The organism is Bacillus sp. FSL W8-0770, from assembly GCF_038008705.1.
In the GTDB taxonomy this organism is placed as follows: Bacteria; Bacillota; Bacilli; order Bacillales; family Bacillaceae_G; genus Bacillus_A; species Bacillus_A cereus.
Genome location: NZ_JBBOZR010000001.1, coordinates 1,076,163 through 1,089,883 on the forward strand (window position 1 = coordinate 1,076,163; position 13,721 = coordinate 1,089,883).

Below are 13,721 nucleotides of genomic sequence, written 5' to 3' on the forward strand. Positions count from 1 at the left end.
GAGGTTGCGATAATGGGCAGCCTCTTTCTTTTTGCGTAGATTGTCAGGTTTTGTCGGTAAGTCGATATAACTGGAAAATCGCTGATATAAATGGAGTTGCGCTGATATATTTGAAAAATCGCCGATATAAATCGAGCTGCGCTGATATAACTGAAAAATCGCTCATATAATTTCATTTACCACAAAACATAAAATCACAGGACATTCGCCCCTCGTAAAGGAATATATATATACAAAAGGAGGCGAATCGAAATGAAAAGGGTAATGTACGTTGTATTATTACTCAGCTTCGTCGTCGGAATGACAGCGTGTAGCAGTGGATCGCCCTCAAGTCGTATAATTTTGTCTATCGGAAAACCAGCGGAGGATAATGTTATATATTTTACGCATACAGATAACAAACGAAAGATACATGATATACAAGACATGTTTCAAAATAAGAAGTGGAAAAGAAATGAAACATTCAGCACTGTTAATAAAACACCAGATGTCGTCTTATCAATAGATGAAGACAATACAGGGTTACCGGCATTATATGTTACCGTGTATTTTCATGAAAATGGAGCGGACGTTTTGAATTTGTATGGAGAGTATACGAACTTAAATAAAGAGGAACTTGATAAGCTTAAAGAAAAGATGAGTGCATATTATCCTAAAATGATTTTTGGTCTAGTGTTATAAATTACTTGCAAATAAAATCCCCTTATTTTTCCAAAGTAAACTAAGAGAAGGTGATCTGTCTATATGCAGTTAATAGAATATCACTTGCTACTTTAATTTTCTTTTAATATAATTAATTTAGAATTTTTAAATATTCTAAATTTTATAAAGGTGGGGTTTTTGTGAATCTCGTTCAATCTTTGGCTGAAACGGCAAAAAAGAAGGGGGATAAACCGGCTTATATATTTATGGATCAGTCGGTCTCATATGACCAATTAAACAAAATGGTCACAAGGTTTTCTAGCAATTTAGCAGAAATGGGCATTGGAAAAGGGGACAATGTCGCATTAGTTGTTGGGAACTCACCACATTTTTTGGTCGGTTTATACGGAACAATGAAAGCTGGAGCAACTGTTATTCCAGTTAATCCAATTTATACAGCAGACGAAATGCATTATATTTTACAAAATGGAGATGTAAAAACAATCATCGTACTCGACGTCCTTCTACCTGTTATACAATCTCTTACAACAAGACTTCCTTCATTAGAAAACATCATCATATGCGAAACCTCATCAGATTTTAACCATACAGAAACCGAAAAAATGAAAACGTTTACTAGTTTTGTGGGGACTGGAGATACAACTTACGAAGGTCCTGAACTAGATGAAGAAGATGTAGCGGTTATCCTATACACTTCAGGTACAACTGGAAAACCAAAAGGCGCTATGTTAACACATAAAAATTTATATAGTAATGCGAATGATGTTGCGTCTTATTTACAATTTACTGCTGACGATCGCGTCGTTGCGGCACTGCCAATGTTCCATGTGTTCTGTTTAACAGTTGCGGTAAATGCACCGATTGTGAACGGGGCAACAATTTTAATGTTACCGAAATTTAGTCCGAAAGAAGTATTCCGTATTTGTCGCACGTACGAACCAACGATTTTTGCTGGCGTACCGACGATGTACAATTATTTATATTTATTTGAAGAAGCAAGCGCAGAAGATGTGAAGACGCTTCGTCTTTGTATTTCCGGTGGTGCATCGATGCCTGTTGCTCTTCTACAAAACTTTGAAAAACGTTTTAACGTTATTGTTTCAGAAGGATACGGTTTATCAGAAGCATCACCAGTTACTTGTTTCAATCCGCTAGATCGTCCTCGTAAACCAGGATCGATTGGCACAAATATTTGGCATGTAGAAAATAAAATTGTAAATGAACTTGGGGAAGAAGTACCTGTCGGCGCAGTCGGCGAATTAATCGTTCGCGGACCTAACGTTATGAAAGGATACTATAATGCACCAGAAGATACAGCTGCGACATTGAAAGACGGCTGGCTATATACAGGTGACTTGGCGAAAATGGATGAAGAAGGTTACTTCTATATCGTTGATCGTAAAAAAGATATCGTCTTAGTTGGCGGTTATAACGTATACCCTCGTGAAGTAGAAGAAGTATTATATACGCACGAATCAGTAGCGGAAGTTGTTGTAATCGGTGTTCCTGATGAAAACTTAGGAGAAGCTGTGCGAGCGTACGTCGTTTTGAAGCAAGCAAACGTAACAGAAGAAGAACTAATGCATTACTGTGCGTTACATTTAGCGAAATATAAAGTGCCGAAAAGCATTGAGTTTTTAATAGAATTACCGAAGAATACGACGGGTAAGTTGTTAAGAAGAGCATTGAGAGAGAAAGCGATGCAAGTGTAAAAATGAGGCAACCATCTTTGAAGGTGGTTGCCTCATTTTTTTGTGCATTGATTAAGCTGTGGTGTCATATATTTAAAAATTCATATGACCAACAAGGAGGAGATATACATAGAACAGAAGGGATTAACGCTTACGGCGAGTGCAATATCTTATTTGTGAAATTATGGATGAACTCTGAAAATGATAAGAACGGTAATTTTAATCAAAATGGAGTAATGAACCGTGAATCAATGGCTACGGTGTTAGTAAATGCATATAAATTAGAATGGAATGAAAATAGTAAGTTACCAAAAGAATTTGCTGATTTGAAAAATCATTGGGCTCGAAGTATGCCAATATTTTAGTTTAGTAAGAAAATTCAAATTCCAAGTTGACACATATGAATTACAGAATTAAAATGAAAAGAAATCGAATACAATACATTAGAAGCTAATCAGATAAACTGAAGGCGCACAATGTTCACATTTGTGAATATATTGTGTGCCTTTTTCTATTGTATAAACTAAGGGGGCTTAACGATGAAAAAGTGGGGTAAGACAGCGTTTATGAAAAGTACAGGTGTTTTATTATCAGCAGTTGTACTTTTATCAGGGTGTGGTTCGGCAACATCCACTAGTAATTCTGAAGGAAGTGGAGATAAAAAAACAGTTGAGCTTTTAAATGTTTCTTATGATCCAACTAGGGAGTTATATCAAGATTTTAATAAAGATTTTGCGAAGTATTGGAAAGAGAAGCATGGGCAAACAGTAAATGTAAAACAATCACATGGGGGATCTGGAAGTCAAGCACGCTCTGTTATTGATGGCTTAGAAGCAGACGTTGTTACACTAGCACTTGCTTATGATATTGATGCCATTAGCAAGAAAAAACAATTAGCAGAAGATTGGCAGAAGCGACTTGCGAATAATTCCACTCCATACACGTCAACAATTGTATTTCTTGTTCGAAAAGGAAACCCGAAAGGCATTAAAGACTGGGATGACTTAACGAAAAAAGGTGTGTCTGTCATTACACCAAACCCAAAAACATCAGGCGGAGCACGTTGGAACTATTTAGCGGCGTGGGGATACGCATTGAAAAAATATAATAATAGTGAAGATAAGGCGAAAGAGTTTGTTAGCCAAATTTATAAAAACGTAGAAGTATTAGATTCAGGAGCGCGCGGAGCAACGACAACATTTGTTGAAAAAGGAATTGGTGACGTATTAATCGCATGGGAAAATGAAGCGTTATTATCCTAAAAAGAGCTTGGAAAAGATAAATTTGAAATTGTAACCCCTTCTATTAGTGTACTTGCAGAACCACCAGTAGCGGTTGTAGATAAAGTCGTTGATAAAAAAGGAACGAAAAAAGTAGCAGAAGGGTATCTTGAATATTTGTACTCAGAAAAAGGGCAGGAAATTGCGGCGAAAAACTTTTATCGTCCGCGTAATGAAAAAGTAGCAGAAAAATATGCATCCCAATTTCCGAAAGTTCAATTATTTACAGTAGATGAACTATTTGGTGGCTGGAAAAAAGCACAAGAAAAACACTTTAATGATGGCGGCGTATTCGATAAAATTTATCAAAAATAATGCACTGCTAAAGGGGGATGAGGTGAAAGAGGATGAGGAAGAAGCGTGTTTTACCAGGGTTTGGATTATCGCTTGGATTTACAATGTTGTACATGAGTTTATTCGTACTTATACCACTTTCTATCGTATTTATTCAAACTTCACAGTTAGGTTGGAAGAAGTTCGCTGGGGTTATAACGAACGAGCGTGTGTTGCATTCCTATCAAGTTAGTTTTACAACTTCATTTGCAGCTGCTATTGTAAATGCCATTTTCGGTTTATTAATAGCTTGGGTGCTCGTACGCTACAAATTTCCAGGGAAACGACTATTAGACGGACTCATTGATTTACCGTTTGCACTTCCGACAGCTGTAGCTGGTATTACACTTACAACGCTTTATGCGGAAAATGGATGGATTGGGAAAATATTTAGTCTGTTTCATATAAAAGTAGCTTTTACACCACTCGGAATTATCGTTGCGCTTACTTTTATCGGTTTACCATTTGTCGTTCGAATGGTGCAACCAGTGCTGCAAAATATTGATAAAGAAGTAGAAGAGGCAGCTTCGAGTTTAGGTGCATCCCGCTTGCAAATATTTGTGAAAATCATTTTACCAGAGATCTTTCCCGCTCTTCTTGCAGGTTTTTCACTCGCATTTGCAAGAGCATTAGGAGAATACGGATCTGTCGTTTTCATCGCAGGTAATATGCCGATGAAAACAGAAATTGCACCACTGATGATTATGACGAAACTAGAACAATATGATTATGCGGGGGCAACAGCTGTAGCGACCGTGATGCTTATTATTTCTCTCCTTTTCCTTCTTCTTATTAATATGATTCAAAGCTGGAGTAGAAGGCATGAACTAAAAAGTGAATAGGGGGAGAGAAAATGGAACCAACATTATTAGAAAAGAAAATAGTAAAAAGCGTATCAGCTAAAAAAGAATCTAAGCTTGTACCAGGCGTATTAATTACGATTACAGTTTTATTTTTATCTCTCTTTCTATTACTGCCACTCATAACTATTTTTCTAAAAGCCTTTGAAAGAGGGATGGATGTATACATTGCCGCTATTACCGATCAAGAAGCATTTTCAGCAATTAGATTAACGCTTCTCGTTGCGTTAATCGTTGTGCCGCTTAATACGATATTTGGGGTAGCGGCCGCGTGGCTTATTACAAAGTTTCAGTTTAAAGGAAAACAAGTATTACTCTCTCTTATTGAACTGCCGTTTGCTGTGTCACCAGTTATCGCAGGATTAGTATTCGTTTTACTTTTCACACCGAGGGGTGCTCTTGGCGAATGGTTACTTGAACATGGAGTGAAACTCATTTTCTCTGTACCAGGCATTATTATTGCAACAATCTTTGTAACCTTCCCGTTCGTTGCACGTGAATTAATTCCAATTATGCAGGCGCAAGGGAAAAGTGAAGAAGAGGCAGCTTTATCACTTGGTGCAAGTGGCTGGAAAATGTTTTGGCGCGTTACGATTCCAAATATCAAATGGGGTCTTTTATACGGCATGATTCTATGTAATGCCCGTGCTATCGGTGAGTTTGGAGCCGTTTCTGTCGTATCAGGTCACGTGCGTGGCATTACGAACACGATGCCGCTCCATATTGAAATTTTGTACAATGAATATCAATTTTCAGCAGCATTTGCAGTAGCGACGTTAATGTCATTAATTGCAGTGTTTACACTCGTTATAAAAAACTGGATTGAATGGCGAATGGAAAAACGACAATAAGGGGGATTACGGTGAGTATTCAAATTCAAGGTGTATCAAAGCAATATGGTACATTTCAAGCACTAACAGACATTCATTTGGATATTCCAAAAGGTGAACTTGTTGCCTTATTAGGCCCGTCAGGTTCTGGGAAAACGACGTTATTACGCATTATTGCAGGATTAGAAGAAGCGGATGAAGGTTCTATTTCATTTGATGGGGAAGATTTAACAGACATTCACGTGAAAAACAGGCAAGTCGGTTTCGTCTTTCAGCACTATGCGCTCTTTAAGCATATGAATGTATTTGAGAATGTCGCTTTCGGTTTAAAAGTAAGAAAGAAAAGCTTAAGACCGTCAGCAGAAGCGATAGAAGAAAAGGTAACAGAATTATTAAAGCTTGTAAAAATGGATGGCTTTGCTAAACGTTATCCAGCGCAATTATCTGGTGGACAACGTCAACGTATTGCACTAGCCCGGGCACTTGCAGTCGAACCGAAAATTTTATTACTCGATGAACCGTTCGGTGCACTTGATGCAAAGGTGAGAAAAGAATTACGCAGATGGCTCCGAAAATTACATGACGAATTTCAAATTACGAGCGTATTCGTAACGCATGATCAAGAAGAAGCGTTAGACGTTGCAGACCGCATTGTTGTAATGAATGAAGGCTGCATTGAACAAATGGGAACACCGGAAGAAGTATATGAAAACCCAGCAAGTCCGTTTGTATATGACTTTTTAGGAAATGTAAATTTATTTCACGGCCGCGTTCATAAAGGAAAGCTAAATGTAGGATCGGTCGAACTAGAAGCACCAGAGCATAAGCACGTTTCCAACGTAGACGGAATAGCCTACGTAAGGCCGCATGACTTATCAATCTCTCGTACGAAACAAAGCATAGATGCAATCCCGGCAAAAGTATCTTATTCTCACGCAGTCGGACCTGTCGTATATGTAGAATTAAAACGAGACGGAACAGATGAATATTTAGAAGCAGAAATTACGAAAGAACAGTTCAAGCAGCTGAACATTCAAGCGGGTGATTTCGTATACGTACAGCCGAAAGAAGTGAAAATGTTTATTCCGGAGGATTTTGTAATTTAAATAAAAACCGAACCACCATCTAAATGGAGGTTCGGTTTTCTTTATTTTTTCTCTACTAATTTCTTATTCTTCCAATCTAGTGTGAACAATTTATTAAATGTTTTTTGATCAACGTCTTTTACGTTGTTTCCAACCCAGTTTGCAGTTCCGAATGTGAAGCCTGGACGAAGTTGGTAGTCATCGGCGTGTTTTGTATAAGCGACTTGTAAGTTAGATTGATCTGTATTTTTTTCAGAGATAACAACAGCAATCATACCAGGAGAGAAACCGCTATTTGTTAATGCTGGAAGTTGATCCATCGGTATTAAATTACCTTTTGCATCAGATTCATATAGGTATGTGCGAGAGTACATGAACAGTTGGTTTCCATATAAAGAATGATAGGAGTCACGTGTGTAAATACCCCAGTTTTGATTGTTATATCCGTTAAAGAATACGTTCCACTTTACGTTTTTGTTCGTTTGGTCAATTAAATTTGTTTTATAACTAGTTTGTTTATAGCTTACAGAGTCAGACCAAGTGACTTGACCAGTTGCACCAGCTTCACCGCTAGGGCCATTAGGCGTTACAGAAGCTTTAACAGAGCCACCAAGTTGATAAGATACGCTAGATGTTACAGTCGTTTCTTCTACAGCATTTGTAGGTGCTACGTTAAAGAAACGAGCGCTGTTATCTTGAAGGTTAAATGCAACATCATATTGTGAAGGATAACGTAATGTTGCACTAGCACCAGGGATTGGGTAGTTATCAATAGGTGCATCACTTATAGTAGGATTTGCTTTTAGAAAACTACCAGTTGTATTAATAACGGCAATCTGTTTATCAGCGCTTGGGTCATCGATAAAAGTTACCTTTAAAGACATTGTCATATTATCAGCTTGATCATTATTAAATGTATTATAGCTCGTATGTGTTTTTGCATTTTGTCCGATATCTGTTACAACTTGCGATGTTGTTTGAGCATAAGCAGCAGGTGTTGAAAGAGTTACAGCGCTACTAGCAAAAACAGCAGATAATGCTAAACATTTTAAGTATGTTTTAGAACGTTTCATACAATCACTTCCTTTTATCTTTGTCGATATATGTCGTATTACATTTATATCGTAACATGAAAATAAAACGGAATGGATGGTTATGCATAATTGCATAGGTGAGTTTTGAACGATAAAGATAATAGAATTTCATCCAACACTTAAGACTCAAAAATGTCCATTACAGCCGTTCTTAAAAATTTTAAGATAATATGTTTATCAATGTTCTTATTATGAAGATTGAAGCGCTTAATATTTACGTTATAAGTGCATAACAAGTTATAATAAAAGAAATCAATAAGGAGGCTGGCTGTGAAGAATCTTCGTTATCTCAATATATTTACCATATTAATTATATACACACTACTTATGTTTTACATCGGCTGGAACGGATGGGTTTGGCTTCATGCGGTATTTGGCTGGGAATCTTGGGGATATTATGCTTTTATAGTCGCATTTATTTCATATGCGTACATTCTCGTGCAAGTGTTTAAGTTTTTGCCATTTCTGCGAACGATAGGTTCGATTTGGTTTGCTGTTATACAATATGCGCTTATGCTGTTGCCATTAGCTAATATTATGGTCTTTCTTTTACAGTTTTCAGTAGAGAAAGAAGCGGCAATTATTTGGACAGGAACGGCCGTGTTACTTGCGTTTATCTTTATTTTTGCATACGGAGTATTCAACGCATATAGCCCAGTAGTTAGAAAGTACGAGGTGCACATACCGAAAAAAGTAGAGGGACGTAAAAGTTTACGCATTGCGATGGCTTCTGATATGCATTTCGGTAAACTGTCTGGCGTTTCGCATTTAAAAAGGCTTGTTCGTCATGTAAATGAGATGGAACCTGATATTATTTTACTGCCAGGTGATATTATCGATGATCATCCAGGTGTGTTCATTCAAAAGAATATGGGACCAATCATGAAACAAATGAAAGCACCATTAGGCGTATATGGTGTTTTAGGGAACCATGAATACTATGGTAGAGCGGTTCCAGAGTTTTTACAAGAGATGGATAAGATTGATATTCGTATTCTTTTAGATGAAGTAATTACAATTGAAGATGACTTTTATCTCGTTGGAAGAAGAGATAAAACAGAGCGAGATCGTCAAAGCTTTGAACAATTAATGAGTACGGTAGATAAATCGATGCCTGTTATCGCAATGGATCACCAGCCATTTGAGTTGAAACAAGCAGCAGCGGCAGGTGTAGATTTATTATTATCCGGTCATACGCACCGCGGACAAATGGCGCCCAATCATATTGTAACGAGAAGAATGTACGAGCTAGACTGGGGATACGCACAAAAAGGCGCGTTCCACGCAATTGTTTCTTCTGGATTTGGGTTTTGGGGACCACCGCTTAGACTTGGTAGTAGGTCGGAGATTGTGCAGGTAGAAGTTACATTTGAATAGGGGTTATGAAATAGAGAGCTGATGGCTCTCTATTTTTTTTAATAAAAACAAATAACAATAAATATTTATGTTGGTGCTAATTTCATAAAAGAGATAAGATTATAAGACTCGATTAAAATAAAGGGGGATTGTAAGTGATCATATCAGATGTACTATACGGAGAATTTGAAGTGGATCAAGTAGTAGAAGAATTAATTTCAAGTAAGTCTATGCAAAGGCTAAAAGGTATTCATCAAAATGGCGCAAGTTACTTAATGAACGAGAAATGGAATGTAACGCGCTTTGATCATTCAGTTGGTGTTATGTTATTAGTTAAAAAATTAGGTGGTTCAGTAAAAGAACAGATTGCTAGTTTACTGCATGACGTATCGCATACTGCTTTTTCCCATGTGATTGATTACGTTTTTGATAATGAAGATGAAAGTTATCATGAAGAGATATTTAGTTCTGTTGTGAAAAACTCAGAAATTCCAGCGATTCTTGCGAAGTATGGTTATAACTATGAAGATATTTTGTTAGATGATTCGAAATGGACGTTACTCGAAAGGTCAGCACCAGAATTATGCGCAGACAGAGTGGATTATACATTACGAGATATGTATACATATGGGTATGTTTCTTTAGAAGAAGTTCACAGTTTTTTAGAAGATGTCATCGCTGTAGATGGGAAAATGGTTGTTCAAAGTGTCGAAATGGCAGAATGGTTTACAGAAACGTATTACAAGGAAGTAATCGATTTCTTTATGGAACCAATGAATATTTACGGAAATGATATGTTAGCGAAAACGTTAAAGGTAGCTCTTCATAAAAGGATTATTCATGCAGATGATTTTCTTCTTGAAGATGAGGAGCTTATTTCAAAATTGCAACAATGTAATGACCCCGAAGTAGAAGCTTTATTAAGCAAAGTTCATCGAAATGTAAAAGTAAAAGAAGATAGAAACGATTATGATTTACATCAGAAAAATAAAGTGCGTCTTATTGATCCGCCGTTACTTCGTGAAGGAAAAATCGTTCAGTCGTCTGTTGTGTCAGAAAACATAAGACAGATGAGTGATATTGGTTATGAAAAAGCGGTGAGAGGGATGTATGTGAAATTGATTTCGGAATAAAAAAGAAGTAGCGCATCTTTTTTAGAGCGCTACTTCTTTTTTATTAATTATCAAACCAATTCCAAATCTCAATATCTCCAAGAGTCGCATAACGTACGTGCGGGGAGTTTTGTAATTTTAATAACTCTTTCGATGGACCAGTAATAACAATTCCGTATACTTTTACACCGTTATCCTTTACATATTGATAACGTTTATCTAAGTTTAGTTCTTTCTCAGAAAGCGCTGCTATTTTGCTTACCGTTTTTTTATGGATAGAAAGGACGCGCATCATTTCGGTTACTTTGTCTTCTTGCGTTTTCTGCCCGTCAGTTTCATTATCGAGGAATCTTACATGTTCTGGAAACCCTATAGCTTCTCCGCCATGTAGGATATAGTCATCTACATTTTTTCTTTCTTGTCCTGTATCTAAAGCGTACCATAAAGGAGTTGGAGGGAGTTCTTGTGCCTCGAATATGCTATATAAAAGCGGTTCTAATTCTTTTAAAGTGTAAGCTTTATCAAAAGAAATTGCTACTTCTGCAACGGTTCCATCATGTACTTTTGCAAGTGTATCCCATACTTTTTTTGATGAATCCTTTAAATAATCACCCTGCTCTGTTTTTGGATGAACAAAGAAGAGTTTTGGTTGATAGAACGGATTCATCCAAGTTTGCTTCGTGATATCTACAGATGATAAGAAGCTTTTTGTTTCTATTGTACCGAGGGGCATTTCTTTTTTACCGACGGTTCTTACTAAATCAAATTGGCTATTCGTACGGAAAAAAGCTTCTACACTTGTTCCGCCTCCCATAACGCGGCTATTTGGGATAGTTGCTTCAAGTGCAAGCGAAGGAACCTCTCTAATTTCTTTTAGCCTTTTATCATTATTAGATTGAAAATAAAAGGCTGATAATACCCCGCCGATTATATAGATAACGATGCAAATTGATAATATAAAACCAAACGTTTGTAAACGATGTTTCCACTTAATTCTCCAAAAAGGAATTTTAAGATCTTTTGGAGGTAACTTTTTCTTAATTGGTTCTGTCTTTGTTAACAGCTCATCTAAGTAAGCTTCACACTCTTTACAAGACTCAATATGACTTTCTAACAGTTCTTGTTCATCATGCGTGAGCGTTCCGGTTTCATACTTCTTCCATAGTTTTTTAAATTCTGTACAGCCCATCTGTATCACTCCTTTATGCTTTTTATTTCTTTTCGTCCCCTGTGTAATTCAATTTTCACTTTCGCTAATGAGAGACCAGTCATTTCTGCTATTTCCTTATAGGAGAATCCATAGTAATCTCGTAGTAGCAGGGCATTTCGTCGTTCGAGCGGAAGAATGGATAAACTTTCTAACCAACTAGTAATCTCAGATTTTACGAAATATGCATGTTCTGTACTTGGAACGTTTGGTAAATGGAATTCTGCAACTTCTGTTGTTTTATATTTCTTTTCTTTACGATACCAATCGATAAAGGCATTGTAGGCAATTGTAAATAACCATGGCCTAATTTCTTCTCCTTTATAATAATCAATATGGACGAGCATTCGGTAAAAGGTTTCTTGCATGAGATCTTCCGCATAGTGGGAATCTCCGGTTAGGGAGAGAAGATAGCGAAATAAATCTTGCATATGCTCGGAGTAAATGTCTTCTAATGATTGTTTGCGTTTCACTACATTTCCCTCCCTTCATACATAACAACGAAATACATATAAAAAAGTTACAATTTTTTATGGAATTATAGTAAAAAACGTCAAGAATTGGATAGGATTCTCTTTTATCATAATACATATAAGGCGGGTGAACAGAGATGGAAAGCTATGAAACACAAATTCAAAGGTCAATTGATTATATTGAGGAAGATGTAATGGAAAAACAAACGATGCGTAATTTAGCACGTATTGCAGGTTTTTCTGAGTCGCATTTTCATCGTGTATTTCAGGCGTTAGTAGGTGATACAGTAATGGAATATGTTCGAAAGAGGAGGTTAGCCCGGGCAGCTTATCAACTTTCTCATACGGATGAAAAAGTTATTGATATTGCATTTGAGCATGGCTTTCAATCTCACGAAACGTTCACGAGAGCCTTTAAGAAATTATTTCAAATGACACCGAGTGAATATCGAAAACAAGAAATTGAAACACCGATGTATTACAGCGTGAATGTAAAGCAAAGAAAATTAAATCCGTATTTAGGAGGCATACAAATGGAATATCGTATTGTAAATAAACCAGAATTTTTAATGGCAGGTTATGAACTGAAGACGACAAGTAAAGAAGGGAAGAACCATCAAGACATCCCAGCATTTTGGCAAGAATATTTACAAAAAGATCTTGGAACAACGATTCCGAATCGTAAAGATACGAGCCAATGGGTAGAGCTTGGATTATGTACTGATTTTAATTTAGAAACAGGGGACTTCACTTATATTATTGGAATGGAAGTTACAGACTTTGAAAATGTACCAAATGAAATTGCAAAGCGTACTTTCCCTGCAGCGACATATGCAGTATTTACAACGCCGAAAGTTCCTCATAAAGAAATGGTATCGTCTATTCACCAAACTTGGAATGCAGTATTCTCAGAATGGTTCCCGCATTCAGGGTATGAACATTGCGGAGTTACAGAGTTTGAACTGTACGATGAGCGTTGCCACGAAGATAAGAGTGAGTTTGCACAAGTAGAGCTTTGGATACCGGTGAAGAAAAAATAATAAGGTAAGAGCGAATCATTGGGAGATGGTTCGCTTTTTTTATAAGTGGATTGTTAAATTTGTATTGTTTTATCTGTAATACATATGAAAATGGTAAAATAAAACAGCAATTAAATATTGCGGGTGGAAGGTTATGCCCTTTCTTCATTTGGTGAAGAAAGGAGGTGTAATCGTATGGAATTTCTTTTGCAAATTTTGTTGGAAATCACAAAAACTATAGCTAGAGAAGGTATAGTTTTGGGATTTAAGAAATTAACGGCAAAAAAAGCGCAAAAAGAAGACCACCCGTCTGCCTGCGAAGCGTGGGAAGTCTTCTAAGCGCAAATAAGCTTTAGTTGCAACCTTCCATCTTACGGTAATTAGTTGCAGTGACGGGGTGTTGGAAGCACCTCGTCTACTTCATTTTATGCAAAACTTAGTTAGTTTATACTTCTATTTATAGTATAACAGTTTAGAAATGTATTTGTTAATAGTTTTATTTTTACTTTGTATAGTAGGGAAGTAGGTTAGTATTGTCGGTTTTTGTCGGTAAGTCGATATATCTAGAAAATCGCTGATATAATTCGAGTTGCGCTGATATATTCAAAAAATCGCTGATATAATTCGAGTTGCGCCGATATATTCAAAAAATCGCTGATATAATTTCATATACCGCTAAAACACCCCCAAAAAAAACGATCTGCATAATTTCAATTAC

At 36.7% G+C, this 13,721-nt stretch carries 13 protein-coding genes and 2 pseudogenes; 11 read left to right on the plus strand and 4 right to left on the minus strand.

The annotated features are described in order from the left end of the window. Positions 1-252 precede the first annotated feature (252 nt). The 7 genes and pseudogenes from NST27_RS05635 (at position 253) to NST27_RS05665 (ending at position 6,763) form a co-directional block, all read left to right on the plus strand. Positions 253-681, plus strand: a complete 429-nt coding sequence (locus NST27_RS05635; RefSeq protein WP_000832637.1) for a hypothetical protein — start codon at positions 253-255, stop codon at positions 679-681. Between the two features lie 161 nt (positions 682-842). Continuing rightward, positions 843-2,375 (plus strand): fatty acid--CoA ligase family protein, encoded by a 1,533-nt coding sequence (locus tag NST27_RS05640; protein WP_001055173.1) that lies wholly within the window; start codon positions 843-845, stop codon positions 2,373-2,375. Positions 2,376-2,542: 167 nt separating this feature from the next. After that, positions 2,543-2,719, plus strand: coding sequence for a hypothetical protein (locus NST27_RS05645; protein ID WP_001986183.1), 177 nt, complete (start codon positions 2,543-2,545; stop codon positions 2,717-2,719). Between the two features lie 174 nt (positions 2,720-2,893). Continuing rightward, positions 2,894-3,949, plus strand: a pseudogene (locus NST27_RS05650) (sulfate ABC transporter substrate-binding protein). Between the two features lie 32 nt (positions 3,950-3,981). Further along, complete coding sequence (gene cysT / locus NST27_RS05655; protein WP_001227879.1) at positions 3,982-4,809, plus strand: sulfate ABC transporter permease subunit CysT; 828 nt, start codon at positions 3,982-3,984, stop codon at positions 4,807-4,809. A gap of 11 nt (positions 4,810-4,820) precedes the next feature. After that, positions 4,821-5,678, plus strand: a complete 858-nt coding sequence (cysW, locus tag NST27_RS05660) for a sulfate ABC transporter permease subunit CysW (protein ID WP_000433832.1) — start codon at positions 4,821-4,823, stop codon at positions 5,676-5,678. Positions 5,679-5,689: 11 nt separating this feature from the next. Continuing rightward, entirely contained in the window at positions 5,690-6,763 is a 1,074-nt protein-coding gene (locus NST27_RS05665; protein ID WP_047385723.1) for a sulfate/molybdate ABC transporter ATP-binding protein, read from the plus strand. A gap of 41 nt (positions 6,764-6,804) precedes the next feature. Here NST27_RS05665 and cytK2 read toward each other — a convergent pair whose 3' ends face one another. Both cytK2 and NST27_RS05675 read right to left on the minus strand, forming a co-directional pair. Next, a complete protein-coding gene (gene cytK2 / locus NST27_RS05670) occupies positions 6,805-7,815 on the minus strand; it encodes a beta-channel forming cytolysin CytK2 (RefSeq protein ID WP_000830627.1) in 1,011 nt (336 codons plus the stop codon). 143 nt (positions 7,816-7,958) lie between these two features. Beyond that, positions 7,959-8,072: pseudogene (locus tag NST27_RS05675) on the minus strand (TetR family transcriptional regulator); the annotation flags it as partial. Between the two features lie 34 nt (positions 8,073-8,106). Between NST27_RS05675 and NST27_RS05680 the strand changes: the two are divergent. Together NST27_RS05680 and NST27_RS05685 are read left to right on the plus strand one after the other, a co-directional pair. Then, positions 8,107-9,213 carry a metallophosphoesterase gene (locus tag NST27_RS05680; RefSeq protein WP_000793739.1) on the plus strand — a complete coding sequence of 369 codons (1,107 nt, stop codon included), beginning with the start codon at positions 8,107-8,109 and terminating at the stop codon, positions 9,211-9,213. A 134-nt stretch (positions 9,214-9,347) separates the two neighbouring features. Next, positions 9,348-10,325 (plus strand): HD domain-containing protein, encoded by a 978-nt coding sequence (locus tag NST27_RS05685; RefSeq protein WP_000587073.1) that lies wholly within the window; start codon positions 9,348-9,350, stop codon positions 10,323-10,325. A 43-nt stretch (positions 10,326-10,368) separates the two neighbouring features. Here NST27_RS05685 and NST27_RS05690 read toward each other — a convergent pair whose 3' ends face one another. Together NST27_RS05690 and NST27_RS05695 are read right to left on the minus strand one after the other, a co-directional pair. Then, complete coding sequence (locus NST27_RS05690) at positions 10,369-11,493, minus strand: anti-sigma factor (RefSeq protein WP_000501949.1); 1,125 nt, start codon at positions 11,491-11,493, stop codon at positions 10,369-10,371. Positions 11,494-11,498: 5 nt separating this feature from the next. Continuing rightward, positions 11,499-11,984, minus strand: a complete 486-nt coding sequence (locus tag NST27_RS05695) for an RNA polymerase sigma factor (protein ID WP_000823981.1) — start codon at positions 11,982-11,984, stop codon at positions 11,499-11,501. Positions 11,985-12,121: 137 nt separating this feature from the next. Between NST27_RS05695 and NST27_RS05700 the strand changes: the two genes are divergently transcribed. Both NST27_RS05700 and NST27_RS05705 read left to right on the plus strand, forming a co-directional pair. Continuing rightward, a complete protein-coding gene (locus NST27_RS05700; RefSeq protein ID WP_047385726.1) occupies positions 12,122-13,024 on the plus strand; it encodes an AraC family transcriptional regulator in 903 nt (300 codons plus the stop codon). A gap of 174 nt (positions 13,025-13,198) precedes the next feature. Then, the gene (locus NST27_RS05705) at positions 13,199-13,342 is read left to right on the plus strand and encodes a hypothetical protein (RefSeq protein ID WP_009327236.1); all 144 of its coding nucleotides are present in this window, start codon (positions 13,199-13,201) and stop codon (positions 13,340-13,342) included. Positions 13,343-13,721 lie beyond the last annotated feature (379 nt).